General features: G+C 63.9%; 28 protein-coding genes. 13 read left to right on the top strand and 15 right to left on the bottom strand.

Features of this window, described 5'->3' with window-relative positions:
• Nucleotides 1-90: 90 nt before the first annotated feature.
• The gene (locus NKI37_RS24940) at nt 91-855 is read left to right on the top strand and encodes a helix-turn-helix domain-containing protein (RefSeq protein ID WP_352788403.1); all 765 of its coding nucleotides are present in this window, start codon (nt 91-93) and stop codon (nt 853-855) included.
• Nucleotides 856-945: 90 nt separating this feature from the next.
• Here the strand turns inward: NKI37_RS24940 and NKI37_RS24935 are convergent, their stop codons facing one another.
• The 3 genes from NKI37_RS24935 to NKI37_RS24925 form a co-directional block, all read right to left on the bottom strand.
• Complete coding sequence (locus NKI37_RS24935) at nt 946-1377, bottom strand: EVE domain-containing protein (protein ID WP_023698201.1); 432 nt, start codon at nt 1375-1377, stop codon at nt 946-948.
• On the bottom strand, nt 1374-1784 hold the full coding sequence (locus NKI37_RS24930; RefSeq protein WP_352794583.1) for a VOC family protein: 411 nt from the start codon (nt 1782-1784) through the stop codon (nt 1374-1376). Before NKI37_RS24930 ends, NKI37_RS24935 begins: the two co-directional genes overlap by 4 nt.
• Before the next feature lie 91 nt (nt 1785-1875).
• A complete protein-coding gene (locus NKI37_RS24925) occupies nt 1876-2574 on the bottom strand; it encodes a helix-turn-helix transcriptional regulator (RefSeq protein ID WP_352788401.1) in 699 nt (232 codons plus the stop codon).
• A gap of 127 nt (nt 2575-2701) precedes the next feature.
• On the opposite strand from NKI37_RS24925, the gene NKI37_RS24920 reads away from it, so the two are divergent.
• The 6 genes from NKI37_RS24920 to olsB all read left to right on the top strand — a co-directional run bounded on the left by NKI37_RS24920 (nt 2702) and on the right by olsB (nt 9841).
• Nucleotides 2702-3784 (top strand): RsmD family RNA methyltransferase, encoded by a 1083-nt coding sequence (locus tag NKI37_RS24920; RefSeq protein WP_352788399.1) that lies wholly within the window; start codon nt 2702-2704, stop codon nt 3782-3784.
• 34 nt (nt 3785-3818) lie between these two features.
• Nucleotides 3819-4676, top strand: a complete 858-nt coding sequence (locus NKI37_RS24915; protein WP_023733590.1) for a TrmH family RNA methyltransferase — start codon at nt 3819-3821, stop codon at nt 4674-4676.
• Nucleotides 4673-5161: a signal peptidase II gene (gene lspA / locus NKI37_RS24910; protein WP_023712332.1), complete on the top strand. Its 489-nt coding sequence runs from the start codon at nt 4673-4675 to the stop codon at nt 5159-5161. Before NKI37_RS24915 ends, lspA begins: the two co-directional genes overlap by 4 nt.
• A gap of 105 nt (nt 5162-5266) precedes the next feature.
• On the top strand, nt 5267-6256 hold the full coding sequence (gene acuI, locus NKI37_RS24905) for an acrylyl-CoA reductase (NADPH) (protein ID WP_352788397.1): 990 nt from the start codon (nt 5267-5269) through the stop codon (nt 6254-6256).
• Between the two features lie 144 nt (nt 6257-6400).
• Complete coding sequence (locus NKI37_RS24900; protein ID WP_352788395.1) at nt 6401-8689, top strand: response regulator; 2289 nt, start codon at nt 6401-6403, stop codon at nt 8687-8689.
• 276 nt (nt 8690-8965) lie between these two features.
• Nucleotides 8966-9841, top strand: coding sequence for a l-ornithine N(alpha)-acyltransferase (olsB, locus tag NKI37_RS24895; protein WP_023683057.1), 876 nt, complete (start codon nt 8966-8968; stop codon nt 9839-9841).
• Between the two features lie 107 nt (nt 9842-9948).
• Here the strand turns inward: olsB and NKI37_RS24890 are convergent, their stop codons facing one another.
• Entirely contained in the window at nt 9949-10581 is a 633-nt protein-coding gene (locus tag NKI37_RS24890) for a trimeric intracellular cation channel family protein (RefSeq protein WP_023683056.1), read from the bottom strand.
• A 138-nt stretch (nt 10582-10719) separates the two neighbouring features.
• Nucleotides 10720-11349, bottom strand: a complete 630-nt coding sequence (grpE, locus tag NKI37_RS24885; protein ID WP_023691975.1) for a nucleotide exchange factor GrpE — start codon at nt 11347-11349, stop codon at nt 10720-10722.
• A gap of 257 nt (nt 11350-11606) precedes the next feature.
• On the opposite strand from grpE, the gene NKI37_RS24880 reads away from it, so the two are divergent.
• Nucleotides 11607-11807 carry a hypothetical protein gene (locus tag NKI37_RS24880; RefSeq protein WP_023669766.1) on the top strand — a complete coding sequence of 67 codons (201 nt, stop codon included), beginning with the start codon at nt 11607-11609 and terminating at the stop codon, nt 11805-11807.
• Nucleotides 11808-11891: 84 nt separating this feature from the next.
• Nucleotides 11892-12914, top strand: coding sequence for a fatty acid desaturase (locus tag NKI37_RS24875; protein WP_023691976.1), 1023 nt, complete (start codon nt 11892-11894; stop codon nt 12912-12914).
• Between the two features lie 319 nt (nt 12915-13233).
• Here the strand turns inward: NKI37_RS24875 and NKI37_RS24870 are convergent, their stop codons facing one another.
• The 5 genes from NKI37_RS24870 to cysG form a co-directional block, all read right to left on the bottom strand.
• Nucleotides 13234-13767 carry a DUF934 domain-containing protein gene (locus tag NKI37_RS24870; RefSeq protein WP_023669768.1) on the bottom strand — a complete coding sequence of 178 codons (534 nt, stop codon included), beginning with the start codon at nt 13765-13767 and terminating at the stop codon, nt 13234-13236.
• Between the two features lie 117 nt (nt 13768-13884).
• Nucleotides 13885-14649 (bottom strand): phosphoadenylyl-sulfate reductase, encoded by a 765-nt coding sequence (locus NKI37_RS24865; RefSeq protein WP_023698193.1) that lies wholly within the window; start codon nt 14647-14649, stop codon nt 13885-13887.
• Entirely contained in the window at nt 14624-16294 is a 1671-nt protein-coding gene (locus NKI37_RS24860; protein WP_023683051.1) for a nitrite/sulfite reductase, read from the bottom strand. Before NKI37_RS24860 ends, NKI37_RS24865 begins: the two co-directional genes overlap by 26 nt.
• Nucleotides 16295-16329: 35 nt before the next feature.
• A complete protein-coding gene (locus tag NKI37_RS24855; protein WP_352788393.1) occupies nt 16330-16623 on the bottom strand; it encodes a DUF2849 domain-containing protein in 294 nt (97 codons plus the stop codon).
• The gene (gene cysG, locus NKI37_RS24850; protein WP_352788390.1) at nt 16620-18071 is read right to left on the bottom strand and encodes a siroheme synthase CysG; all 1452 of its coding nucleotides are present in this window, start codon (nt 18069-18071) and stop codon (nt 16620-16622) included. Before cysG ends, NKI37_RS24855 begins: the two co-directional genes overlap by 4 nt.
• Between cysG and NKI37_RS24845 the strand changes: the two genes are divergently transcribed.
• The 3 genes from NKI37_RS24845 to NKI37_RS24835 all read left to right on the top strand — a co-directional run bounded on the left by NKI37_RS24845 (nt 18070) and on the right by NKI37_RS24835 (nt 20917).
• A complete protein-coding gene (locus NKI37_RS24845) occupies nt 18070-18324 on the top strand; it encodes a hypothetical protein (protein WP_352788387.1) in 255 nt (84 codons plus the stop codon). The two genes, cysG and NKI37_RS24845, sit on opposite strands and share 2 nt — an antisense overlap.
• Nucleotides 18325-18489: 165 nt before the next feature.
• A complete protein-coding gene (locus tag NKI37_RS24840) occupies nt 18490-18939 on the top strand; it encodes a baeRF12 domain-containing protein (RefSeq protein WP_023704214.1) in 450 nt (149 codons plus the stop codon).
• 187 nt (nt 18940-19126) lie between these two features.
• Complete coding sequence (locus NKI37_RS24835; RefSeq protein WP_023728542.1) at nt 19127-20917, top strand: cation:proton antiporter domain-containing protein; 1791 nt, start codon at nt 19127-19129, stop codon at nt 20915-20917.
• Between the two features lie 21 nt (nt 20918-20938).
• On the opposite strand, the gene NKI37_RS24830 is transcribed toward NKI37_RS24835, so the two are convergent.
• Nucleotides 20939-21748, bottom strand: coding sequence for an AraC family transcriptional regulator (locus tag NKI37_RS24830; RefSeq protein ID WP_352788385.1), 810 nt, complete (start codon nt 21746-21748; stop codon nt 20939-20941).
• Between the two features lie 111 nt (nt 21749-21859).
• On the opposite strand from NKI37_RS24830, the gene NKI37_RS24825 reads away from it, so the two are divergent.
• Nucleotides 21860-22780 carry a zinc-binding dehydrogenase gene (locus NKI37_RS24825; RefSeq protein WP_352788382.1) on the top strand — a complete coding sequence of 307 codons (921 nt, stop codon included), beginning with the start codon at nt 21860-21862 and terminating at the stop codon, nt 22778-22780.
• A gap of 15 nt (nt 22781-22795) precedes the next feature.
• Here the strand turns inward: NKI37_RS24825 and NKI37_RS24820 are convergent, their stop codons facing one another.
• The 4 genes from NKI37_RS24820 to NKI37_RS24805 all read right to left on the bottom strand — a co-directional run bounded on the left by NKI37_RS24820 (nt 22796) and on the right by NKI37_RS24805 (nt 26639).
• Nucleotides 22796-23548: an SDR family NAD(P)-dependent oxidoreductase gene (locus NKI37_RS24820; protein ID WP_023669777.1), complete on the bottom strand. Its 753-nt coding sequence runs from the start codon at nt 23546-23548 to the stop codon at nt 22796-22798.
• Between the two features lie 130 nt (nt 23549-23678).
• On the bottom strand, nt 23679-25955 hold the full coding sequence (locus NKI37_RS24815; RefSeq protein ID WP_352788379.1) for a transglycosylase domain-containing protein: 2277 nt from the start codon (nt 25953-25955) through the stop codon (nt 23679-23681).
• A gap of 204 nt (nt 25956-26159) precedes the next feature.
• Nucleotides 26160-26306 carry a hypothetical protein gene (locus NKI37_RS24810; protein WP_023686592.1) on the bottom strand — a complete coding sequence of 49 codons (147 nt, stop codon included), beginning with the start codon at nt 26304-26306 and terminating at the stop codon, nt 26160-26162.
• Between the two features lie 78 nt (nt 26307-26384).
• On the bottom strand, nt 26385-26639 hold the full coding sequence (locus NKI37_RS24805; protein WP_023704219.1) for a GlsB/YeaQ/YmgE family stress response membrane protein: 255 nt from the start codon (nt 26637-26639) through the stop codon (nt 26385-26387).
• Nucleotides 26640-26694: the final 55 nt, after the last annotated feature.

Here is a 26694-nt window from a genome sequence, read left to right as displayed (position 1 = left end):
TCGGCCAGCTTAGGAGATATTGTTGTGTCTTAATGTCGATGATACGTTTATGAATATCTAGGATTCGTCACACCGCTGGTTGTTTACAAGATGATGCATCCAGGAGCGCATCCTCGATATATCCGCGAAATCGAAAGCCAAGAGATTGGTCAGGATCTCGGCTGGCACACTCATGATTTCGGGCAGTTCTTTTCCGCCATTCGCGGATCGATATACGTTGGCACGCGCAACCGCGTTCTCTTGCTAAGCCCAGCCATGGCTGTGTGGATACCGCCAGATGTGGAACACTGGCTGCGATATGTTACGGGCAACGAAGTTCTTTATGTCGACGTCAACCGCGCGGAGTCAGGTAAGTTGGGCGCAGCGCCCCGTATCGTGCAGATGACGCCGCTTCTTCATGCTCTGATGCACGCCATTCCAGACAACAACGCCTCAAGTCTCCCAAAACCGCATGAGGCAGCTCTACACGAACTGCTTTTTCACGAAATTCTGGCGGCAAGGGATGTGCCGCTTTCAATCGCGATGCCCAAAGACAAGCGGATTTCCGATCTAGCGCATTCCGCCATGGACGATCCGGGTTCGATTGTCTCTGTTGATGAATGGCTCACCGGCGCTTCGGCCAGCCGAAAGACCATCGAACGCCTGTTCATAGCCGAAACCGGAATGCCGCCTTCGCGGTGGCTAAGACACGCCCGCATTCTCCAGGCCATCTCACAGCTCTCTGCTGGCAAGAAAATCAGCTCTGTTGCATTCGATCTCGGGTACGAATCCCCAAGCGCGTTTACCTACATGTTTCGTAGCGCTATCGGCTTGAGTCCACGCCGCTTCGTGCGGTCAGGAAACAACGTCGGCTAAAGTTCCCGGCGATCCGCCGCTTTGGGTCAACGGCAGAGCATCTCGAATGTCTCGGAAGCTGCCGCTACCTCTCATGGTAGGAATGGCCGGTCAGTCGGCCTTCATGGCAGCGCCCATCGCCTCGGCGATCAGCGCGAAATCATGCGCCGTAATTTCGAACAGCCCAAAGCGCAGTTGATAACCCCAGTTCGATTTGCCCGCGGTGAAGTCGAGCTGCTCGAGCAGCGGCTTGATCGGCGCTTCCTCGGCCTTTGCCCATTCGACATCCCTGCGGAACGGCGTGAAGCCACCGCCCATGTCGCCCTGGTAAGGCTCGCCTTCGCGCACCGTGCCGATTGCCGTGAAAGCCTGCAGGCCGTCCTTCTCGCGCAGAATTGTGGTCGGCGAATAGTAGATAATGCCGTCGCCGGGCTTGATGCGGCGCAAAGGTGCCGCCTTGCCGTGGTTGACCTGCATGAAGCCGGCCTCGCGGCCGCGCCGGACATGTTCGGCGGAAGCGACCGCGATCCAGTGCGCACTCATTTCTGTTCTCCATTGGCCTGTTCCCCATTGGCCTGTTCTCCGTCGTTCAGCCAGTAGACGCGCAGCCGGTGCTTGTCGGGATCGAGCGCAACGAAGGTGCGGCCGAAGTCCATGTCGGTCGGCGTCTGCAGGATGGTCAAGCCGCGTCCTGCCCAGTCCGTGTGGGCGGCGTCCACCGCGTCAGGCCGGTCCAACGCGAAGACGAGCTCCGCACCGCCGCCCGCGGCCGCGGCCGACGGCTCCACCGTGTGGCGCGACCACAGGCCGAGCTTGAAGCCATTGTCGAGCACGAACAGCACGAAGGTCGGCGACGTCTCCATCGGCTGGCGTCCCAGCAGCGCACCGTAGAAGGCGCCGCTCCGCTCCGGGCTGTCGACATAAAGGATGACGAAATTGGGGGTGTTCATGTCTGCTCTCCAGGGTTTCGATTGGAGGAGCATAGGTGACCCCACTGTCAGATTCTGGCAGCAGCGTCTTGTGAGCGCGTGGAAAGGAGCATTAAGCGCCAGGCTGGCGCTTCGGTGCGTCCAGCGTCGCGCGCCATTCCTTCAGCAGCGCCTGCCGACGACGCGGATAGCGGATATCCGTGGTGTTGAGCCCCGACATCCGGTCGGCGCGAAAATGTCTGAAATCCTGCCGCATCTCGCACCAGGCCACCACCACCCGCAGCTTGTCGAAAAAGCCGAGCGCGAATGGCCAGATCAAGCGCTCGGAGGCGGCGCCGCCGGCGTCGCGGTAAAGAAAGCCGAGTTTTCTCTCGTTGCGGATCGCCTGGCGCACCAGGCCAAGGTCGATGCTTTCGACAGCATCGCCGTGCGGCCCGACCAAAAGCGCGGTCGCATCGAGATCCTCGCGCAGATCATCCGGCAGCACAGCGGCGATCTTGGCCAGCGCGTCGGTGGCGGCGGCCGACAGCCGCTTGTCCGGTTGTCTGGCAACCCAACGCGATCCCAGAACGATGGCCTCGATCTCCTCGTCGGTGAACATCAGTGGCGGCAGCATGAAGCCGGGTTTCAGCACATAGCCCAGCCCAGCCTCGCCCTCGATCGGCGCGCCTTGCCCCTGCAGCGTGGCAATGTCGCGGTAGAGCGTTCGGATCGAAACGTCCATCTCGCCGGCAAGCGTGCGACCGCTCACCGGCCGGCGATGCCGGCGCAGGATCTGGATCAAGTCGAGCAGGCGTTCGGAACGGGACATGATTCGAGATTTGCCTGTTTCCTCAGCGAGGTCCACCACCTCAGACATTCGCACGCTGGACCATTTTGTTTGCGCAGCCGGTGACCCTATGTCAAAAGCGGCCTGCCGCCTCCGGAGACGCTCCTGCTTGAAGTCCTTTCGCGACAAACGCCGCGACAACCGTCCGCCCGCAAAGGGCAGGACCGAACAGGCGCGGCCGCAGCCGGGCACCGTACCAGTCCGACCCGAAGCCAGACAACAACGCCACGAAACAAAACCGGACGACCGGTCTGATCCGAAGCCCGCCCCCCGTATCCTGGCGCGTCGCGAAGGCGTCCTGCCCACTGAGCGCCTGCCGGTGATCCTCGAAGTGGCGCCCAATCAGGATTATGCACTGCTCGACTGCGGTGCCGGCGAGAAGCTCGAACAATACGGCCCCTACCGCATCGTGCGGCCCGAGGGACAGGCGATCTGGCAAAAGGCCTTGCCCGCCAGGGACTGGGACCGAGCCGACGCCATCTTCACCGGCGACACCGACGAGGAAGGCATCGGCCGCTGGCGGTTCCCGAAGGTACCGCTGGGCGAGACCTGGCCGATGAAGCATGACGGCATCGACTATCTCGGCCGCTTCACCTCGTTTCGCCATGTCGGCGTCTTCCCCGAGCAGGCTTCGCACTGGGACCATATGGCCAGCCTGATCGCGGCGGCCAACCGCCCGGTCAAGGTGCTGAACCTGTTCGGCTATACCGGGCTCGCGTCTCTCGTAGCCGCCCGCGCCGGCGCCGAGGTCACCCATGTCGATGCCTCCAAGAAGGCGGTCGGCTGGGCGCGCGAAAACCAGGAAATGGCTGGTCTCGGCAGCAAGCCGATCCGCTGGATCGTCGACGATGCTGTGAAATTCGCCGAGCGCGAAGAGCGCCGCGGCAGCCGCTACGACATCATCCTGTTCGACCCGCCCGCCTATGGCCGCGGCCCCAAGGGCGAGGTCTGGCAATTGTTCGAGGACCTGCCCGGCCTGACCGATCTTTGCCGCGCGATCCTGACGCCGAAACCGCTCACCGTGGTGCTGACCGCCTATTCCATCCGCGCCTCCTTCTTCGCCATCCATGCCTTGATGCGCGACACCTTTGCCGGCATGGGCGGCACGGTTGAATCAGGCGAACTGATCATCCGCGAGCAGTCCGCCGGGCGGGCGCTGTCGACATCGCTGTTTTCGCGCTGGGTGGCCTGAATGCCCCGGAGACCTGAATGCCCGGGAGTCCCGAATGAATGAGCGGCACATCGGCGCGCCCGGGCAGGTCAAGGAAGTCACCAGCCTTGCCAATCCGCTGATCAAGGACATCAAGGCGCTCGCCCAGAAGAAATTCCGCGACCAGCAGAACGCCTTCATGGCCGAAGGGCTGAAGCTGGTCATCGACGCCCTCGACCTCGGCTGGTCGATCAGGACGCTGGTTTTCGCCAAGGCCGGACGCGGCAATGCGGCGGTCGAAAAGGTGGCGGCGCGCACGGTTGCCGCCGGCGGCACCGTGCTCGAAGTGTCCGAAAAAGTGCTGGTCGCCATCACCCGCCGTGACAATCCGCAAATGGTGGTCGGCGTCTTCCGGCAAAAACTGCTGCCGCTAAGAGACATCCGCGCTCACGACGGCGACGTCTGGGTGGCGCTCGACCGGGTGCGCGATCCCGGCAATCTCGGCACCGTCATCCGCACCGTCGATGCCGTCGGCGCCAAGGGCGTCATCCTGGTCGGCGAGACTACCGATCCTTTTTCTGTCGAGACCGTGCGCGCCACCATGGGCTCGATCTTCGCCGTGCCGGTGACCAAGGCGACGCCGGAAGCATTTCTGGCTTGGCGAAACAGCTTCTCGGGCCTGGTGGTCGGCACCCATCTGAAGGGTGCGGTCGACTACCGCTCGGTCGATTTCTCCCGAGGACCGGTGCTCTTGATGATGGGCAATGAGCAGCAGGGCCTGCCCGACAATCTGGCGGAAAGCTGCGACCGGCTGCTGCGGATTCCGCAGGCCGGCCGCGCCGATTCACTCAATTTGGCGGTCGCCACCGGAATCATGCTGTTCGAGATCCGGCGCGGCGCGCTGAAACTTGCCCCCGAGGACGCCACATCGTGAAATCATGGTCTCCCTATGCGCTGCTGGTGGTGGTGGCAATCGCGCTCGACCAGTGGATAAAGCATCTGATCGAGACCGGCCTCGGCTTCCAGGAAAAGCTCGACATGGTGCCATTCCTGGCGCTGTTTCGCACCTACAATACCGGCATCGCCTTCTCGATGTTCTCGTCCTTCGGCGACACCGGCCTGGTCGTCATCGCGGTCGTGGTCGTTGCCTTTGTGCTTTACCTCGCAACGCGCACCCCCGCCGGCCATGTGCTGGCCCGCATCGGCTTTGCATTGATCATCGGCGGTGCGATCGGCAATCTGATCGACCGCGCCGTCTACGGCCACGTCATCGACTATATATTGTTCCACACGCCGGTATGGTCCTTCGCCGTCTTCAACCTCGCCGATGCCTTCATTTCGGTCGGCGCGGCGCTGGTCGTCTTCGACGAGTTCATAGGCTGGCGGCGCGAGGCCAAGCCGCAAGGCCCAGAAGCCTGACGGCCCGACTCTTTTGACCAATTGACCTCGCCGGACGGTCGCCGCACAGTTCGGCCAGAGCCAGCCAATGCCGACCGCCAGCCTTTGCGAAGCCGAGGAGAAGAGATGCCTGAAACCTTCAAAGCCATCCTCGTTTCGCGCGACGCCGAAAAGAAACAGTCGGTGGAGGTCGTCGATTTCGGCGAAGCCGATCTGATGGAAGGCGACGTAACCGTCGCCGTCGAGGCGACGACGGTCAACTACAAGGACGGGCTGGCCATCACTGGGAAAGCGCCAGTGATCCGCCGCTGGCCGCTGGTGCCGGGCATCGATTTCGCCGGAACCGTCCTCTCCTCATCGCATGCCGACTGGCGCAAGGGCGACAAGGTCATCCTCAATGGCTGGGGCGTCGGCGAGACGCATTTCGGCGCCTATGCCGGGCGCGCCCGCGTCAACGGCGACTGGCTGGTGCCGTTGCCCGACGGCATCAGCGCCCACGATGCGATGGCGGTCGGCACCGCCGGCTATACGGCCATGCTCAGCGTCATGGCGCTGGAGCGGCACGGCATCCTGCCGGATCGCGGCCCGGTGGTGGTGACGGGTGCAGCCGGCGGCGTTGGGTCGGTCGCGGTCTCGATCCTGTCCAGCCTTGGCTATCACGTCATCGCCTCGACCGGCCGCAACGCCGAAAGCTCCTATCTGATCGACCTCGGTGCCGCCGAAGTGATTTCGCGCGAGGAACTCTCCCAACCGGCCAAGCCGCTGGCCAAGGAGCGCTGGGCCGGCGGCATCGATGCCGTCGGCAGCCACACGCTGGCCAATGTGCTGTCGATGACCGCCTATGGCGGCGCGGTCGCCGCCTGCGGCCTGGCGGGTGGCATGGATCTGCCGTCGAGCGTCGCCCCGTTCATCCTGCGCGGCGTCTCGCTGCTCGGCATCGATTCGGTGATGGCGCCCAAGGCCGTGCGCCTCGAAGCCTGGCGCCGCATCGGCAGCGATCTCGATCCGCAAAAGCTCGCCGGCCTGTCGACGACCATCGGCTTCGACGGCATCATCACCGCCGCCCATGACATCGTCGAGGGCAAGATCAGGGGCCGCGTGGTTGTCGATATGTGAGGCTCCCGAAGCATGATCCGAAAAGTGGAATCCGGTTTTCGGAAAAGATCATGCGATGCGGAAAACCGCCAAAAATGCATGACCGCTAAAATTCGAACGATCCGCCGCGCTTTTCCATAATCTCTATCTGGCAAGGAGTTCCGCATGATCGCGGAGTCCGCCAGGAAAGAGAAGAGCCGTGCCGAAAGCGTCGACGGGCCGAGTCCGGCGACGGCGAAGCGGCAGCGTGTTGCGCCGCCGCCTCTGGCGCCGGATTTGCCGCGCGCCACGTCCGAGGGCCTGCCGTTCCTGACGGTGGTCGCCAGTGTCGTGCTGGCGGGCCTCTCCCACCTCACCGGTGCGCCGATCTTCATCACCCTCGGCCTGCTGGCGACAGGCCTTACCGGCGTCGCCATGCACCTGCGCAGCCGGCGCACCGTCCGCCGCGCGGCGGCCTTGCTCGACGAAACCGCGGCCCGTAGCCGCGCCGAAATCGAGACGCTGGCCGACCGCATGTGGGAGATGCAGGAGAGCGAGGAGCGTTTTCGCGGGCTGATCGATGCGCTCGGCGATCTCGTCGTCCACCGCGACCGCGACGGCCACATCGTCTATGCCAACATGGTTTTCGCCGGCCTCGTCGGAACCGATCAGCGCGACCTTGCCGGCAGGACTCTGGCCGACCTCGGCATCGATGTCGGTATCGTTCCCGACGCCGCCTTTTCGGATCACGAATGCCTGAGTTCCACCGACGTCTCCATCCGCACGCCGAACGGTCCGCGCTGGTTTTCGTGGATCGAACTGTCGGTGCGCGACAAGGATAGCGGCGCCGTCTCGCACCGGGCGATTGCCCGTGACATCACCGCCCGCAAGCGCGCCGAATCCTCGTTGATCACCGCGCGCGAGCGCGCCGAATATGCCAGCCAGGCCAAGTCGCGCTTCCTCGCCACCGTCAGCCATGAGATCCGCACGCCGATGAACGGCATCATGGGCATGGCCAAGCTACTGGCCGACACCAATCTGTCGCCCGAGCAGCGCACCTATGTCGGCGCCGTCTCGACCTCGGCCAGCGCCCTTTTGGCGCTCATCGAGGATTTGCTCGACTATTCCAAGATAGAGGCCGGCCGTTTCGACCCGGAGCCGCAGCCGACATCGCTGCGCGAAATCGCCGACAACATCGTCGAACTGATGGCAGCGAAAGCCTTCGCCAAGAACATCGGCCTCGGCTGTCATGTCGAGCCCGACGTGCCGCAGATGATCATGGCCGATCCCGGCAGGGTCAGGCAGGTGCTGCTCAACCTGATCGGCAATGCGATCAAGTTCACCGACACCGGCGGCGTGCTGGTCTCGATTGCGCGCGCCCGCACCGATACCAGCGACCGCATCTGCTTCACCGTTACCGACACCGGCCCCGGCCTGCACGAAGACGACATGGAGCGCATCTTCGAGGAATTCGAACAGTCCGACGGCACCTCGACCCGCACCCATGGCGGCGCCGGCCTCGGTCTTGCTATCTCAAGGCGGCTGGTGACCGCCATGGGCGGTGCCATTTCGGTGTCGAGCCGGCTTGGCGAGGGATCGGAATTCGTCTTCGAGATCCCGGCCGCAGGAGCAACCGAAGCACCGCAGAACCGGCAGAACATCCTGGCCGGCCGGCGCGCCGTGATCGTGTCGAAGAACGCCGTCGAGGCGGACGCCATCGCCCGCACCATCCGCGCCCATGGCGGCGCCGTCGACGTCGCCGCAACCGCTTCCCAGGCGACGCCCTTCGCCGAACATTGCGATGTGCTGTTGATCGACGCGGCCCTGGAGGACGGCGACGGCAGACTGCTCAAGCGCCTGCGCCAGAGTGGCTTTGCCGATTGCGAGGCGATCACGCTGATCGCGCCGACCGACCGCGGCATGCTTGGCGAATTCCGCACCAGCGGCTACGCCACCTTCTTGGCGAGGCCGGTGCGCGGCGAAACCCTGCTGCGCGTGCTGCTGACCAGTCATGCCCCTGCCCTGCCGCCGCCCAAGCCGGAAAAGACCGGCGCGTCCTCGCTTCGTGCCCATGGCGGGCGCCAGCAAGGTTTGTCGGTGCTGATCGCCGAAGACAACGACATCAACGCCATGCTTGCCCGCGCCATGCTTTTGAAGGCGGGACATCGCGTGAAAGTGGTCGGCAATGGCAAGGCCGCGGTCGAGGCGGTGACCGAAGCCGGGCTGAAAAATCGCTTCGATGTGGTGCTGATGGATTTGCACATGCCGGTCATGGACGGGCTGGACGCGATCGCCGCCATCCGCCGCCACGAGGAGGAAATGGCTGTGCCGCCGGTTCCGATCATGGTGCTTTCGGCCGACAGCCAGGAAAAGACCCGCCACACCGTGCTCGCCCATGGCGCCAGCGGCTTTGTCACCAAGCCGCTCGATCCCGACGCGCTGGTCCATGCCGTCGAGGGCCAGGTGGCCGCCTGAATTCATGTCGCTCAAAAGTGGCCCGGGTTTTGAGAAGACGACATGCACAAAACAAAGACTTGAAGCGCGTCGCGTGAATCGTCCCAGCGCGACGCGCTTCAAGGCGACGCTGGCGCAATCCTCGCGTCACGTAGGTAGCCGAATGAGGGTTTTCGCCAGCCGACGAAGTATTGCCCGTCGCGCCGTATCACGGTACTGTCACAATCCTGTTGCACCTACACCGTATCCCCGTGCCAAGAGGGATGGCTCGAAGGAGAATCACTCGTGCATACAGTTATGCCGGAATGTGACACTCGGCCCAGCGCAGGCGGCGCTTTGCTCGCCGCGCGGAACGCCGATGCCGTCGCAACAGGCGCACCGCTGGGCCGTATCGGCAATCTCGAAGTGCGGCTTGCCCGCAATGAGGCCGAAATCGCCGCCGCCCAGGAAGTGCGCTACCGGGTGTTTTATGACGAGCTTGGCGCCAGGAAGGACCTGTTCCAGGCGCAGGACCGCCGCGACGCCGACCGCTTCGACCCGCTGTGCGACCATCTCCTCGTGCTGGACACTTCGATCTCCGGCCCCGAGCATCGCCGCATCGTCGGCACTTACCGCCTGCTGCGGCAAGAGATTGCCGCGACCGCCGGCGGCTTCTATTCCGAAGGCGAGTTCGAACTGACCAAGCTGATCGCCCGCCATCCTGGCCAGCGCTTCCTTGAGCTCGGCCGCTCCTGCGTGCTGCCGGAATACCGCTCGAAGCGCACCATCGAGGCGCTGTGGCAAGGCATCTGGGCCTACATCAACCACTATGAGATCGGCGTGATGACCGGTTGTGCCTCGTTCCCTGGCACGGTGCCGGCTGCGCATGCCGAGGCGCTCACCTACCTTGCCCATCACTGCCGGACCAACTCCGCCTGGGATGTGCGGGCGGTCTCCGGGCGCTATTGCTCGATGGACCTGATGCCGATCGAGGCGGTCAACGCCAAGGCGGCGATTGCGGCCATGCCGCCGTTGGTCAAGGGCTATCTGCGCGTCGGCGCCCGCATCGGCGACGGCTGCGTCATCGACCGTGAGTTCTCCACCGTCGATGTGTTCGTGGTGATGCCGGTCAAGGAAATCGGCGCCCGCTACGTCAACTATTATGGCGGGGAAGCGCAGCGCTTTGCGGCGTGAGGCAGTAGGCAGTAGGCAGTAGGCAGTAGGCAGTAGTGAAGGCTGCCGCGAATTGCTGACTATTCCCTATTCCCTATTCCCTATTCCCTATTCCCTATTCCCTCTCCCTACGGAATATCCTCCGGTCGCCGTCCCGGGCGGCTCTTGTAGGACGGAAAGGTCCAGCCGAATTTCAGCGCGCCGCCGCGCACCAGGAAAGCCGCGACGAAGCCGGCAATATCCGAGGCGAGCGGCGGCAGGCCGGCAAGATCGCCAAGTGTGTAGAGGCCGGCGCCCGCGAGTGCGGCGGTGACGTAGATTTCGGGCCTGAGCAGCACCGATGGCTCGCCGGCCAGCAGATCGCGCAGGATGCCGCCAAATGTGGCGGTCAACACGCCCATAACAACGGAGACGACCGGCGAGCCGGTGATGGCCAGCCCCTTGGCCGCGCCCATTACGGAAAAGGCCGCCAATCCGATGGCGTCGAGCCAGAGCAGCCATTTCCAGCGGGATTCGACGCGGTGGGCGATGAAGAAGACCAGCACCGCAACCGCCGCGCAAACCAGCACATAGCCGGAGTTGGCGACCCAAAAGACGGGCAGGTTGAGGATGACGTCGCGAAGCGTGCCGCCGCCAATGCCGGTGACGCTGGCCAGAAACAGGAAGCCGATAATGTCGAGCTGCTTGCGCGAAGCCGCCAACGCCCCGGTCGCGGCAAAGACGGCGACGCCGGCATAGTCGAGGAGGTCGATGGGTGTCAGGGACATGAGGTAGTAGGGATTGGGAATTAGGGAAAGTATGAATAACACGAAGCCGCGCGATTGATACGCCTGCCTATTCCCTATTCCCTATTCCCTATTCCCTATTCCCTATTCCCTATTCCCTACTGCCTACCCTACTCACGCATCCTTCTCGGCCTGCTCGTTCACCGGCCCCGGCTCGACCGGCGCTTCGGTGGCCGCGATCTTGGGGCCGCCCTTGGCGACCCCGACCATGGCCGGCCGCAGCACGCGCTCGCCGATCGAATAGCCCGGCTGCACGACCTGGACGACGGTGTTGGCCGGCACATCGGGATTGGGCACTTCGAACATCGCCTGGTGGAAATTCGGGTCGAACTTCTCACCTTCCGGTTCGAGCTTCTTCACCCCATGCCGTTCCAGCGTCGACAGCATGGCGCGCTCGGTGATCTCGACGCCGTCGATCAGCGCCTTGAAGCCGGCATCTCCGGCCGCTTTCGCCTCGGCGGGGATAGCATCGAGCGCGCGGCGCAGATTGTCCGACACCGACAGCATGTCGCGGGCGAAATTGGCCACCGCATAGGCGCGCGCATCATGCACGTCGCGGGCGGTGCGGCGGCGCAGATTCTCCATCTCGGCTGCGACGCGCAGCGCGCGGTCCTTCAGCTCCTCGTTTTCCTTCAGCAACCGCACCAGCGCTTCATAGTCGCCGTCGATGCCGCCTTGCGTGCGCTCGGCCTCGGCCGTTTCGATATCCTCGGGCGCGCGTTCGTCTTTTGTCTGGTCGCTCATCGCCATTTCCCGTCATTCGAATGGTTTGGATTTGCGCCCGATATCGAGGTTTGGCGGCCAAAAATCAAGGGGCAAGCCCAGGAGGACGCCCCAGCAGGCAATGTTGCGGGCAGCCCGTCGGACTTGGTGCGGGGCGCAAGGACGTTCAAAATTAATTCAAACTTTACCGTAACGGCAGCCTTTGCTTGCCAATACCCCGCTATGGGGAACCATTCAAAGCTTGGAGGAGTTTTGAAACCGACACAGGATTTGAGACAATGGACCGCAATACTGGCAACAGAAGCGAAGAGCTCGCCGCCGACATCAGGCGCCAGTTCGGCACCGAGGCGACGACGCGCTTCTTGCGCACCTTGCCGGCCTTCCGCACCGAGGCCGACATTCCCGCCCGTTTCCGGGATCTGCTCGACCGGCTGGACGGCATAGAAGCCAGCATGGCCGGCGGCCAACGCCGTCAATAGCGATGCTATCGCGCGACAATTACGCGCAGTAATTTTGCGTGAGCTTTTCCTTGCGGCAGCGGGACGCCCCGCCTATGCTTCCTGATGAACATGATTTCCCCCGAGACGGCCGCCAACAGCAAGCGCGCCTGGTTGAAGATCCTGGCGCGCTACAAGAAGCCCGACCGGCGACGCAGCACTCTTGAACTCGCCATCACCCTTATTCCTTTCGTTACGCTGTGGGCGCTGTCTTCGGCAGCCTATTCCTATGGCCACTGGTGGGGCTTGATCCTGATCCTTCCCGCCGCCGGTTTTCTGGTGCGGATCTTCATGATCCAGCACGATTGCGGCCACGGCTCCTTCTTCGCCAACCGCACTGCCGACGACTGGATCGGCCGCGCGCTCGGCGTGCTGACGCTGACCCCTTACGATTGCTGGCGGCGCGCGCACGCCACCCATCACGCCAGCGCCGGCAATCTTGACGAGCGCGGCATGGGCGATATCAGGACGTTGACGGTTGCTGAATACCGGCAGCTGTCTTGGCGGGGACGCCTTGCCTATCGTCTCTACCGCCATCCCCTGGTGATGTTCGGCCTTGGGCCGATCTGGCTGTTCATCTTCGAGCAGAGGCTGCCCGTCGGCATGATGCGCGGCGGCCTGACGCCCTGGGTGTCGTCGATGACCACCAATCTCGGCATCGCGGTCGCGGCAGCGCTGCTTATCTGGCTGGTCGGCCCCGGCGCTTTCCTGATCGTCCATTTGCCGATCGTGATCCTGGCCGGATCGGCCGGAATCTGGCTGTTCTACGTCCAGCACCAGTTCGAGGAGACGGAATGGGCGAAGGACGAAGAGTGGGAATTCCAGCGTGCCGCCCTGCACGGCTCGTCCTATTATGATTTGCCGCCGGTGCTGAACTGGTTCACCGGCAATATCGGCGTCCATCACGTGCACCATCTCTCGGCCAAGGTGCCGGGCTACCGGCTGCAGGAAGTGCTGCGCGACTATCCCGAACTGCGCGGCATCGGCCGCGTCACGCTCCTCGACAGCCTGCGCTGCGTCAAGCTGGCGTTGTGGGACGAGAACCGCCGCAAGCTGATCTCGTTTCGCGAAGCGCGGGCCTTGGCCTAAAAGCAATTCCAGCAAAGTGTGAGGCGGTTTTCCGGGCTTTCGCTTGGGAATTCCGTAAGACAAAGAAAAAAACCGCCGCACCGAAGGCGCGGCGGCATCTCCCAAAAACCGGCTCAGGCAGCCTTGCGCTCCTCGCGCATCCAGACCTTGCAGCCCTGATCATGTCAGGCGCCTTTTCGGCGATCATGATGGACGGTGCATTGGTGTTGCCGCCGATGAGCGCCGATTCCTCCCTCGCGCCCCGCGGATATTTCCGTCCGGACAGCCAGGAGAAGGCCCGATCACAGTCTTTGTAAAGACAGGCGGAATTACCGTCGCGTCAGCTGTTGCGAACGCGCCGCCAGGAGTATTTCGGCCCCTTCGGCTCCGACGCTTCGGTCGGCTGATAGTAAAGGCCCAGCCCGCCTGTGCGGCCTTCTTCGAGGCGCTTCAGCAGAACCGGGTTGGAGATCTCGAACTCGTCGAAGCCGAGGCGCAGCATATGCGGCAGCTGGTCGACGAGCACCTGGCCCGTGGCGCGGACCGCGCCCTCGAAATCGTAGCGGCTGCGCAGCAATTCGCCCTTGGAAAACGAGCGGCCGTCGCTGAAGGCCGGAAAGGCCAGCGCCACCAGCGACAGCTGGTCGAGCAGATCCACGATCTTTTCCAGCTGGTCGCCCGGCAGCAATGCGACGCCCAGCCGCTCCTTGGCCGAGCGCCGCACCTCGGCATCGAGGCCGAGAAATGCCTGCAACGGCAGGATGAAGCGGCCATTGCCCGCCAGTGCATCCGCACTTTCGGCATGTGTCCACTCGTCTTCGCGAAAACCCGTCCGGGTCCAGAGGCGGGTCTCCGCTGTGGTCTGTTCAGTCATAGAAAATTCCTAAAGCCCTAAAAATCGAAAGTCCGCGAAAGCCGGTCCACACGAAACCGGCGGCCTCCGAGCGGAAGCCGCCGTTGCAGGCCAGCCTCACCTGAATATCACCATAGCTTAAAGGGATGCGTCGGTCAGCGACACTTCCAGTCCCGACAGATGGATGCCGCACTCGGTCTTGGCATGACCGGCCCAGCGTCCGCTTCGCGCATCCTCGCCCGGCTGCACCGGCTGCGTGCATGGGAAGCAGCCGATCGACAGATAGCCGTACGCAACCAGCGGATTTTCGCGCAGCGCATGCGCGCGCATGTAGTCAGCCTGGTCGGATGTCGTCCAGTGCGCCAGCGGATTGACGCGTACGCGCGGGCCGACCGCCTCGAACACCGGCAGCGCGGCTCGCGTCGCCGCCTGGAAGCGCTTCCGGCCGGTCAGCCAGGCGCGGAAGGGGGCGACGCCGCGCGCCAGCGGCTCGACCTTGCGCACGTCGCAGCAGGCATCGGTATTGCTCTGGTGCAGATTGCCGGTCGGATCGACCCGCTCGAGCGCCGCGTCTTCGGGCTTGATCACCCTGATGTTGGTCAGCCCGAAATCGGCGACCAGCGCATCGCGATAGCCCAGCGTCTCTTCGAAATGCTTGCCGGTGTCCAGGAAGATGACCGGCAGCGTGCGGTCGACCTTGGCGATCATATGCAGCAGGACGGCGGAATCCGCGCCGAAGGACGACACGGCGGCGATCTCGTCATGAAACAATTCGCTCGCCGCGCGTTCGATGATGTCGAGCGGGCTCAGATGTCCATACAGCGCGTCGAAGCCCGCCGCTTTGGCGGCGATGCTGTCGTCGACGTCGACGATGCGGTCAAGCGGCCTTGGTTTCGCCAGCATAGAGCGCCTCCTTGAACGGCGCGGGACCGACACGGCGGTAGGCGTCGATAAAACGTTCACTGGGACCGAGCCGAAGGCCGAGATAGGTGTCGACGATCTGCTCGATGGCGTCCGTGATCTCTTCCGAAGAGAAGCCGCGGCCGATGATTTCGCCAACCGAGGTGTTCTCGTCGGCCGATCCGCCAAGCGTCACCTGGTAGAGTTCGGAGCCTTTCTTCTCGACGCCGAGGATACCGATATGGCCGACATGGTGATGTCCGCAGGCATTGATGCAGCCGGAAATCTTCAGCTTCAATTCGCCGATCTCGCGCTGCCGCTCCAGCGAGGCGAAGCGAAGCGAAATCTCCTGCGCGATCGGGATCGAGCGCGCTGTCGCCAGCGCGCAATAATCGAGGCCAGGGCACGCGATGATGTCGCTGATCAGGTTGGAATTGGCCGTCGCGAGGCCAATGTCGACCAAAGCGTCGTAGACCGCTTTCAAATCGGCGCGCGCCACATGCGGCAGGATCAGGTTCTGCTCATGGCTGACGCGCAGTTCGTCGAACGCGTATTTCTCGGCGATGTCGGCGACCGCTTCCATCTGGCTGTCGGTGGCATCGCCCGGCACCTCGCCGATACCTTTCAGCGAAATCGTCACCGCGGCATAGTCGGGATGGCGATGGGTCACGACATTCTGGTCGAGCCAATCCGAGAAGCTTTTGGAATCGAGCCGCGCCAGCTTGATCGCCGCGTCGCCTTCCGGCCGGGCGGTCAGTGCCGGCGGCGCGAAATAGGCGTCGATGGCACGGATGTCGGCTTCCGGCAGCTTCAGCTCGGCGTCCTTCAGCTCCTGCCATTCGGCCTCGACCTGGCGGGTGATTTCCTCGACGCCGGTCTCGTGGACGAGGATCTTGATGCGCGCCTTGTACTTGTTGTCGCGGCGGCCATAGAGGTTGTACACGCGCAGGATCGCGGTGCAGTAGGACAGCAGGTCGGCTTCCGGCAGGAAGTCGCGGATCTTGCGCGCCACCATCGGCGTGCGGCCCTGGCCGCCACCGACATAGACGGCAAAGCCGAGCTCGCCGGCGGCGTTCTTCTTCAGATGCAGACCGATATCATGCGTCTGGATGGCGGCGCGGTCGCGCTCGGCCCCGGTCACCGCGATCTTGAACTTGCGCGGCAGGAACGAGAATTCCGGATGCACAGACGACCATTGCCGCAGGATCTCGGCATAGGGGCGCGGATCAGCGACCTCGTCGGCGGCGGCGCCGGCAAAGTGATCGGCGGTGACGTTGCGGATGCAATTGCCGCTGGTCTGGATCGCATGCATCTCGACGCTGGCGAGATCGGCCAGGATCGCCGGAATGTCGGACAGCGCCGGCCAGTTGAACTGGATGTTCTGGCGCGTGGTGAAGTGGCCGTAGCCCTTGTCGTATTTGCGCGCGATGTGGCCGAGCATGCGCAGTTGCGCGCTGTTCAGCGTGCCATAGGGCACCGCGATGCGCAGCATGTAGGCGTGCAGCTGCAGGTAGACGCCGTTCATCAGCCGCAGCGGCCGAAACTGATCCTCGGTGATCTCGCCGGACAGCCGGCGTTCGACCTGGTCGCTGAACTCGGCGACGCGGGCCTGGACAAAATCGTGGTCGAACTCATCGTAGCGGTACATGTTTCGTCTTTCAGGGCGCGTCCGCCCGTATTTTGTTAAGCTGCCCGCGCAGCCTGCTTGCCCAGATCTTCCCGGATGGTCGGGCCGGCAGCGCGGATCTTTTCGCGCAGCCGCACCGGCACGACGATGCCATTGACGACTTCAGCGTCGATCAGATTGACGTCGACAACCTGATTGTTGGCGTTGGCCTTGGCGCCGATTGCTTCCAGCCTGTCCTCTGCCGCTTGGTCATGGGCAAGGTCGGCATGGTCGACCGTCTCGGCCCAGCCACCATCGGTGTACCAGACGGCGATGCCGTCGGAGAGGCGGTTTGCGGTCAGTATCTTCATGGCTGGACCTCTGCGTCGGCCGCATTGGCGGCGCTCTCATGACTATGTGCCGCGAGCGGCTCGGAACGTTCAAAGTTGGCGCCGGCAACCGCGTCGCCGATGATGGTCATCACCGGACCGGCCAGATCGGCGCGCTCTTCCAGCGACGGCAAATCGGCCAGCGTGCCGTGGAAACGGCGGCGGTTCTGCAAGCTGGCATTCTCGACCACGGCAACCGCCGTGTCCGGCGACAGGCCGGCCTCGATCAGCCGTCCGGCGACTTCGGCGGCGACCGAGCGGCCCATATAGACGGCGACGGTGGCGCCGGAAATGGCGAGCTTGGCCCAATCCGGCAGCGAATTGCCCTTCAGATCATGGCCGGTGGTGAACACCATCGACGAGGAGACGCCGCGCAGCGTCAGCGGCAGCTCGAAATCGGCGGCGGCGGCAAAGGCGGCGGTGACGCCGGGGACGACATCATAGGCGATGCGGGCATCGCGCAGTGCGGCCATCTCCTCGCCGGCGCGGCCGAACACCAGCGGGTCGCCCGACTTCAGCCGCACGACGCGCTTGCCCTGCCTGCCAAGCTCGACCAGCAGCGCATTGATCTCGGCCTGGCTCTTGGTGTGGCATCCCTTGCGTTTTCCGACCGGCAGCCGCTCGGCGTCGCGGCGGCCCATGGCGACGATCGCCTCCGGCACCAACGCGTCATAGACGATGACGTCGGCTTCCATCAAAAGCCGATGCGCGCGCAGCGTCAGAAGATCCTCAGCACCTGGCCCGGCGCCGACCAGGGCGATATGGCCCGAAGCCGGAGCCTTCGACAGCAACAGATCGGCGGCGGCGTCATGCGCCTGCGAAAGCTCGCCGGCTTCGACGGCGCGCGCCGGTGCACCCTGGAAAAAACTGCTCCAGAACTGGCGGCGTGCGTTGCCTTTCGGCAGCAGCTTTTCGGCGGCACCCCGGAACGAGGCGGCAAGCGCTGCCAGCGGCCCGAGCGACGGCGACAGCATGCGGTCGATGCGGCTGCGCAGCATCTGCGCCAGCACCGGACCCGCGCCTTCCGTGCCGATGGCGATGGCGACCGGGGCGCGGTTGACCAGCGCCGGGGTGAAGAAATCGCACAGCTCCGGCCGGTCGACGGCATTGACCGGAATGCCAAGGCGGCGCGCATCGTCGGCGACGCGGCAGTCGAGCCTCTCGTCGCCGCTGGCGGCAAACACCAAGACCGAGCCTTCGAGATGCGCGGCGTCGTAGGGGGCGTCGATACGGATGGCGCCGGTCGCGGCGATGAAGCTCAGCAATTCGGCATCGGCAACATCGGCGATGATGCGAAGCACAGCACTTGACTGATCGAGCAGCCGCGCCTTGGCCAATGCTTCGACTCCGCCGCCGACGATGGTCACGGCTTCGCCGTCGACCCGCATGAAGACCGGGAACGCGGTGAGCTTGGGATTGGTGTGCGGCATGACGAACAGATTCCGGAACAATTCGGCAGTTTTAGGCGCGGACGCGAAAAAGCTGAAGGAACCCACTCGCGCATCCCCTGACGGGAGGCAATCGGTTTTCCGCAAGCCAAAGGGCCAAGAGAAAAATATTCCACATCCGCATATCAGGCGGATTCAAGCTGCTGCCGCAGGCCTTGTTCTGCGGCTCTTTTATCCGGCAGTCGGCCAAGCTGCAAAATTGTTTTTTCTAAATTCTACCAATTTAGTAGATTAAAGCCATCACCTCGGACATTGCTCGGATAGACGATAGATCGGGCTCGATATGGCTGCGTGCGATCTCGGCGAACGAAGTGGAACGTTCCCGCTTCGCCACGCGTTCTGCCCCTGCCGTAACAGACAATCGTCGGCTGGATTTGAACCTTCAAACAGGAGCCCGCAAATGAGCAAGATCAACCTGAAACATGGCCTTCTGGTCATGGTGGCCGATGGCGAGAAAGCGCTGTTCCTGAAGAACGAGGGCGACAATCTCTATCCGCACCTGCAGCTCTTCCAGGAGATGAACCAGGACAATCCGGCAACGCGCGAACAAGGCAGCGACAGTCCCGGCCGCTACAATGACGGCCCCTCCGTGCATCGCAGCGCGGTTGAGGAAACCGACTGGCACCGGCAGGGCAAGGAACGCTTTGCCGAAGAGATCGCGGACCGGCTCTACAAGCTCGCCCATCACGGCATCTTCGACGACATCGTGCTGGTCGCGCCGCCGCTGGTGCTCGGCACCATGCGCAAGAAATTGCACAAGGAAGTCACCGACAAGGTGCAGGCGGAGATCCCAAAGACACTGACCAACCGCCCGCTGATCGACATCGAGGCCATGCTGCAGGCGGCGTGACGCTCATCGATCATTCGCTATTGGCGCGCGCAGCGGTTTTGCTGCGCGTGCCTTTCGTTTTCGGTGCCTCTGGCCACCAATTTACGTCTTGCGGGTTGAGTCGCCCGCACCCCCTCCACCATATTGAAAAAGGCGGCGGCTTCGGGCGGCGCACACCCGACATTTCCCGAAAGGCGCTCCATAGACAATGCCGCATGACACGCCCCTTATCGCCACCATCGTCGCCGGTCTGGGGCTGGCATTCATCTTCGGGGCGCTCGCCAACCGTTTTCGCATCCCACCGCTGGTCGGCTACCTCGTCGCCGGCGTGCTGGTCGGACCGAACACGCCCGGCTTCGTCGCCGATGCCGGCCTTGCCAATGAGCTGGCCGAAATCGGCGTCATCCTGCTCATGTTCGGCGTCGGCCTGCATTTCTCGCTGAAGGATCTTCTCTCCGTCCGCGCCATCGCCGTACCCGGCGCCATTGTCCAGATCGGCTTTGCCACCGCGCTGGGCGCCGGCCTTGCCTGGATGCTCGGCTGGTCGATGGGCGCCGGCCTGGTCTTCGGTCTGGCGCTTTCCGTCGCGTCCACAGTGGTGCTGTTGCGCGCGTTGCAGGAGCGACGGCTGATCGAGACCGAGCGCGGCCGCATCGCCGTCGGCTGGCTGATCGTCGAGGACCTCGCCATGGTGCTGGCGCTGGTGCTTTTGCCGGCGTTGGCCGGCGTGCTCGGCGGCCAGCCGCAGGTCGATGACCATGCGAGCCTTTTGTCGCTGCCGGCCAGCTACGGCATCTGGGGCGTCGTCGGCCTCACGCTCGCCAAGGTCGCCGCCTTCGTCATCGTCATGCTGGTGGTCGGCCGCCGGGTCATTCCGTGGATCCTGCATTACGTCGCCCATACCGGCTCGCGCGAACTGTTCCGGCTGGCGGTGCTGGCGATCGCGCTCGGCGTTGCATTCGGCGCCGCCAAACTGTTCGGCGTCTCGCTGGCGCTCGGTGCCTTCTTCGCCGGCATGATCATGAGCGAATCCGAGCTCAGCCACCGCGCGGCGGAGGAATCACTGCCGCTGCGCGACGCCTTCTCGGTGCTGTTCTTCGTCTCGGTCGGCATGCTGTTCGATCCGTTCAGCCTGATGAGCAATGGCTGGCCGATCCTGGCGACGCTGGCCATCATCGTCATCGGCAAGTCGCTGGCCGCCTTCGTTATCGTCATCGCCTTCCGCTATCCGCTGGGAACCGCCTTGATGATCTCGGCCAGCCTCGCGCAGATCGGCGAATTCTCCTTCATCCTGGCCGAGCTCGGCGTCGGGCTGAAGCTGTTGCCCGAACAGGGACGCGAACTGATCCTGGCAGGCGCCATCCTGTCGATCCTGGTCAATCCGCTGATGTTCCTCGCCCTCGACTGGATGAAGCCATGGCTGGACGCGCGCGCCGCCAAGGCAGCACCACCGGAAGAGGCCAAGCCGGTCGGCCCGGCGACGCAGCCCGGACAAGTGGCCTCGGTGGCCGCCGCGGCAAAAGAGAATGGCCCACCGCCACGCACAACGCTTTCGGGCCACACCATCCTGATCGGCTACGGCCGCGTCGGCAGCCTGGTCGGCGCGGCGCTGAAACAGGCATCGCTACCGTTCCTGGTCATCGAGGACGCCGACAAGACGCTGGCGAGGCTCAGAGACGACGGCGTCGAAATCGTCTCCGGCAATGCGGCCAGTGCGGGCGTGTTTGCCGCCGCCAATCCGCAGGGGGCCAAACGCTTGATCCTTGCCATCCCCAACGCCTTCGAGGCGGGGCAGGTCGTGCTCAGGGCACGCGCCGCCAACCCCGGCATCAACGTCATCGCACGCGCCCATTCCGATGCCGAGGTAGAGCATCTCAAGGGGCTCGGCGCCGACACCGTCATCATGGGCGAACGCGAGATCGCCCGCGGCATCGTGCAAGAAGTGCTGGAGCAAAAGCCGATGCCGCGCCCCGAAGCCATTGAGCCCTCCCCGGCCTGAGGCTTGCCACAGGCGCATCGATCATCCAACGAAGGCGGAGCCGCCATTATGCGCGACACTGGCGAGATACTTTGCCGGCGGCTTGCCGAGCGCTTTCTTGAACATGGTGATGAAGGCGGTGACGGAGCCGTAGCCGAGATCACCCGAAACCCGCTGGACACTCGCACCGGAGGCCAGCTCCCGTATGGCGACGATCAGGTGCAATTGCTGGCGCCAGCGGCCGAAGCTCAGTCCGGTCTCCTTCACCACAAGGCGAGCGAGACTGCTTTCTGACAGCGCGACGCGGGTGGCCCACTCGGCAAGCGTGCTGCGGTCGGCAGGGTCTTGCGCCAACGCTTCGGCGATCCGCCGCAAGTGCGGCTCGGCGGAGATCGGCAGATGCAGCTGCTGGACCGGCATGCGCGGCAGTTCGGAGAGCAGGATCGTGGTCAGCAGCACGTCCCTCGCCTCATCCTCCTCCACGCGATCGGCCAGCTCAACGATCAGTTCGCGCAGCAGCGGCGAGATCGACAGCGTGCAGCACCGGTCCGGCAGATCGGCGGCTCCCGGCTCGATATAGACGAAGAAAATCCGCGCATTGGCCGTCGCGATATTGCTGTGTTCCATGCCACCGGGAATCCACACCCCGCAATGCGGCGGCACCATCCACAGACCGCTGGGCACGCGGCAGGTGACGCCACCGCCGAGCGCGAAGACGAGCTGGCCCTTCCGATGCCAATGGGTCGCCACTTCCGCTTTGGTTTCGGTGACATCGACGCGAACCGCAATTGCAGGAGCGATCACATCATCGACGTCGAAATTGACCCAGGGGTAGCGGAGAGGCTGTCTCATGATTGACGGCTTTTAGCGACTATTCGCCATGATAGCTAAATTCTTTGATCCGGGAAGTCGATAGGCTCCGGTTCGTGGCTGGCATTTCACAAACCGGCAGGAAGCCTTCCCATGCGCGCCCTCGTCATCTCTCCCGACAGCCCCACCGGACTGACGTTTGCCGAGGCCAACGAACCTCAACCCCTCGCCAACGAAGCGCTTGTCTGCGTCCACGCAACCTCGTTGAACCGCGGCGAACTGCGCCTGCTCACCATACGCCCAAAAGGCTGGATACCCGGCCAGGACATCGCAGGGATTGTCGAACGGGCGGCAGCCGATGGCTCCGGGCCTGCCGTCGGCGCCCGGGTTGTGGCTTTGGTCGACGAGGCCGGCTGGGCCGAACGGGCGGCCGTTCCGACCGACCGTCTCGCCGTCATCCCGGACGATGTCAGCTTCGGGTCCGCCGCCACGCTTCCGGTCGCGGGCACGACGGCTCTCAGGGTCTTGCGCCATGGCGGCGACCTCGCGGGACAGCAGGTGTTGATCACCGGCGCCAGCGGCGCGGTCGGCCGTTTCCAGATCCAGATCGCCCGCGAGCAAGGCGCCGCGGTGACTGCAATCGCCGCCGCCCGGCACGCCGAGGATCTCCGCGGTCTTGGTGCTCACGAAGTCGCCGAGTCGATCGAACTGGCCGAAGGGCCATTCTCTCTGATCACCGAGTCGGTCGGCGGCCAAAGCCTCGCCCATGCCATCGAACGCATCGCCCCCGGCGGCACCATCGTCATGTTCGGTTCGAGCAGCGGCGAACTCACGCCGGTTGGCTTCAGACAGTTCGTTCCGGGCCATGAGGGAGCGAGGCTTCAGACTTTCGCCTACTACACATCCGGTCCAGCAATTGGCGCGGACATCGCCTCGCTGCTCGCTCTGGTCGCGGCTGGCCGGCTGGAAACCCGTGTGTCCATGACCGTGCCGTGGACAGACATCACCCAGGCCCTGGACGCCCTGCGCCAGCGCAGCTTCAGCGGCAAGGCTGTTCTCACCATCGCCGGATGAGCAGTCTGTCAGTGCTCAGACGTGCTGGCCGCCATTGATGTGGATTTCCGAGCCCGTCACATAGGACGCCTGCTGCGAGCACAGGAAGAAGATGATGTCGGCGACTTCCGAGGTGGCGCCAAGGCGCCTGAGTGGGATCGTCTCGACGATCTTGTCGGTGCCCGGCGACAGGATCGCGGTGTCGATCTCGCCCGGCGCAATCGCATTGACGCGGATACCGTGCGGGCCGAAATCATGCGCCATCTCGCGCGTCAGCGAACCGAGCGCCGCCTTCGAGGTCGCATAGGCGGTGCCGGCGAAAGGATGCACGCGCGTGCCGGCGATCGAGGTGACGTTGACGATCGAACCTTTTGCTGCCGCAAGCTCCTTGAAGAGACCACGCGCGAGCATGATCGGCGCGAAGAAATTCACCTGGAACACATCGCGCCAGACATGCATCGGCGTGTCGATCGAATCCATGCGGCTGTTGCCGTCCTTGAGCTTCGGCGAAATGCCGGCATTGTTGACCAGCGCGTGCAATTGCCCGCCATGCGCTTCCAGCCGGTGACGTATCTCCGAGACGGCGATGCCGACATCTTCCTGGTCGGCGAGATCGACCTTGATGTGGTCCTCTGGGCCGGCCGGCCACGGGCAATCCTCGGCAAAAGCCTGGCGCGAACAGGTGATGACCCGCCAGCCCTCACGCGAAAAGCGCTTGACCGTGGCATGGCCGATGCCGCGGCTGGCTCCGGTCAGCACGATGGTTTTTCTGGTGTCGGTCTCAGCCATGTCTGTCACTCCGGCCGGAGATGTAGCCGAATGCCGCGAAGGTGGCGAGAGGCCGAATTGTCACCGCAGCTCTCATATGAGGAACGGATTGCCAGCTCGCATTTGGTTCGAAGCTAGAATGACGAGCCGCTCAGCCGCCGCCGAGAATATCCAGGATTGAGGTTTTCCGCTTCTTGGTCGGGCCGCCGACGCTGCCCGGCGGTACCGGATGCTTGATCGAGGCCGTGGTGCCGCCGTCGCCCGGCATGTCGAAACCGTCGGCATCGACCGTTTCGGCCGGACGGCGGACCGGTGCTTGTGCGGGTACAGCAGCAGGTGCCGGCGCGGCAGCAGGCTCAGAACGGCTGACGGCCACGGCAGGCAACGGCGCCGCCTGGTTGTTATCCGCAGACGGAATATCGTCGGGCACGATGGTATCGGGCGGCGTCGATTTCCAGGTGCCGGGCAGCGGCTTGACCGGCACGCCTTCATGCGCGGCAACCATGAATTCGTGCCAGGCCTGTGCCGGCAGCGCGCCACCGGTGACCTTCTTCATCGGCGTGCCGTCATCATTGCCGAACCACACGCCGGTGGTGAGGTTTGCGGTGTAACCGACGAACCAGGCGTCGCGCGAATTCTGGCTGGTTCCGGTCTTGCCGGCAGACGGCCAGGCGAAGGCCGCCTTCTTCGCCGTGCCGATCTCGACCGTGCCGGTCATCATCGAGTTCATCATGCCGACAATGTTCTGCTTGACGACGCGCGGCGCGCTGCCGCCATTGTCGTCATAGAGCACCTTGCCTTCGGTCGTGGTGATGCGGCGGATGAAATGGATGTCGGGCTTGTAGCCGCCATTGGCGAACGGCACATAGGCCGATGTCAGCTCCAGCGGCGTCACCTCCGAAGTGCCGAGCGCGATCGAGGTGTTGGCGATCAGATCGGACTGGATGCCCATGCGGTGCGCCGCCTCGACCACCGCGTCGGGGCCGACCTCCATGGTTAGCTGTGCCGCGACGGAATTCAGCGACTTCGCCAAAGCGGTCGCCAACGTCACCTTGCCGAAATACTTGCCGCCGTAATTGTCCGGTGTCCACTTGCCGATCTTGATCGGTGCGTCGTTGCGCACGCTGTCGGGCGTGCGACCAGCTTCCAGCGCGGCCATATAGACGAACGGCTTGAACGCCGAGCCCGGTTGACGGCGTGCTTCGGAGGCGCGGTCGAACTGGCTCGTCGAATAGTCGTAGCCGCCGACCATGGCGCGCACGGCGCCGGAATTGTCGATCGAGACCAGCGCGCCTTGGCTGACATTGAGCTTCTTGCCGCTCTCGTCGATCAGCCGGCGGATCGACTCTTCGGCGAGCTTCTGCAGGTTGAGGTCGACGGTGGTGTCGACGACGATGTCGCTGCGCACGTCGCCGATCAAATCGGGCAGCTCTTCCATGATGGTGTCGGCGACGTAGTTTTCCGAACCGGTCCAGTAGGATGGCGCGCGCGTTGCCGGCGCGCTCATCGCCGAGGCCAGTTCCTTGGCGCTGATCTTGCCTTCGTCGCGCATGGCGGCGAGCACCAGCTGCGAACGCTCCTCCGCCGCCTTCGGATCCCGCGCCGGCGACAGTCGCGACGGCGCCTTCAAGAGGCCGGCGAGAAGGGCCGCCTCCGACAGAGTGACATCGCGCGCGCTCTTGCCGAAATAGCGGCGCGAGGCCGCCTCGACGCCATAGGCGCCGGAGCCGAAATAGACCCGGTTGAGGTACATTTCGAGGATCTGGTCCTTGGTATGCTTGTGCTCCAGCCACAGCGCCAGCAGCACTTCCTGCACCTTGCGCTCCAGCGTGCGGTCGGGCTTCAGGAACAGGTTCTTGGCCAGTTGCTGGGTCAGCGTCGAGCCGCCCTGCGAGAAACGCCGGCCCAGAACATTGGTCACCATGGCGCGCGACAGGCCGATCGGGTCGATGCCGAAATGCGAATAGAAGCGGCGGTCCTCGATGGCGATGACGGCTTCCGGAATGTAGGGCGACATTTCGTGCAGGCCGACCGCCTCGCCGCCGCTCATGCCGCGGTTGGCAAGCAGTTGCCCGTCGACCGAGACGATCTTGATGTTGGGCGCGCGGTCGGGGATCGACCAGGTGGTGGCCGCCGGCATCTTGGCGCCGTAATAGACGACAATGCCGGCCACCGCGATGCCGCCCCAGATGCAGAGCACGAAGCACCAGTAGAACATGCGCGCCATCACGCCGAACAGCCCGCGCCGGGGTTTGCCGCGCTTGCCGCGTGACGATGATTTTGCCTTGGAGGTTTTGCGCGCCGAAGATGATTTGCGATTGGCCGGCACGACCCGATCCTCCTCGTTCACCGAAAAACCGGCCGCGGATTTCGCCTTTGGCGATCCCTCGAAGCTGGGTTCGATGCGACTGTCTCTGCGGTTCGCCATGCGTTGCGCTGTCTTCCCGGTGTCAATGGCGCTCGGGTTGGAGGGTAGATGCGGCGGTTTAAGGGCGCGTTAAAGCAGGGTTTATGCACCCTTCTGAAATTCCTTAAGAATTTCTAAAATCCGCTGCCGCCAACTGGGTCCGAAAGGCGCATCCTCGCGGCCTGTCTGCCGCAAAAGGCAGAGGCCCTGGCTACCCCGAATATTTCAATTCTGCTGGATCGAAATGCCCTTGTCGTCGATCTTCAGTTCGACGCCCTTGGGCTTGGTCTGTTCGTGATAGACATATGCACCGAGCGCGATGACCACGACAACGAGCGCGCCGACAAGGAGATAGAGAGTGTTCTGTTTCACGGCGCGCTCCTTTGGCAGCAATTCCAGGAAAGCACAGGCTTTCTCCTGAGGAATTGCGTTGAATGAAAACTTAGAGCGTCAAGCTCGCTTCAGAACCTTGACCAGCACCAGCAGGATGACGGCGCCGATCGTGGCGTTGATGATGGCAGCCAGAATGCCGCCGCCGATAGCGAAGCCGAGCCTTGGAAATAGCCAGCCGGCGATCAGGGCGCCGATAATGCCGACGATGATGTTGCCGATGAGGCCGAAGCCGAAGCCCGAGACGATGAGGCCGGCGAGCCAGCCGGCAATGGCGCCGATGATGATGAAGATGAGAAGGCTTTCGATGCCCATGACGCGTTCCTCCAGGAAGAGAGGCTACGGAGCGGAAGGCCCCGAATCGGCCTCG

It is taken from the genome of Mesorhizobium sp. M0626, from assembly GCF_040320665.1.
In the GTDB taxonomy this organism is placed as follows: domain Bacteria; phylum Pseudomonadota; class Alphaproteobacteria; order Rhizobiales; family Rhizobiaceae; genus Mesorhizobium.
The sequence above is the reverse complement of the archived record's forward strand: the minus strand, read 5'-3'. Positions and strand labels throughout refer to the sequence as shown.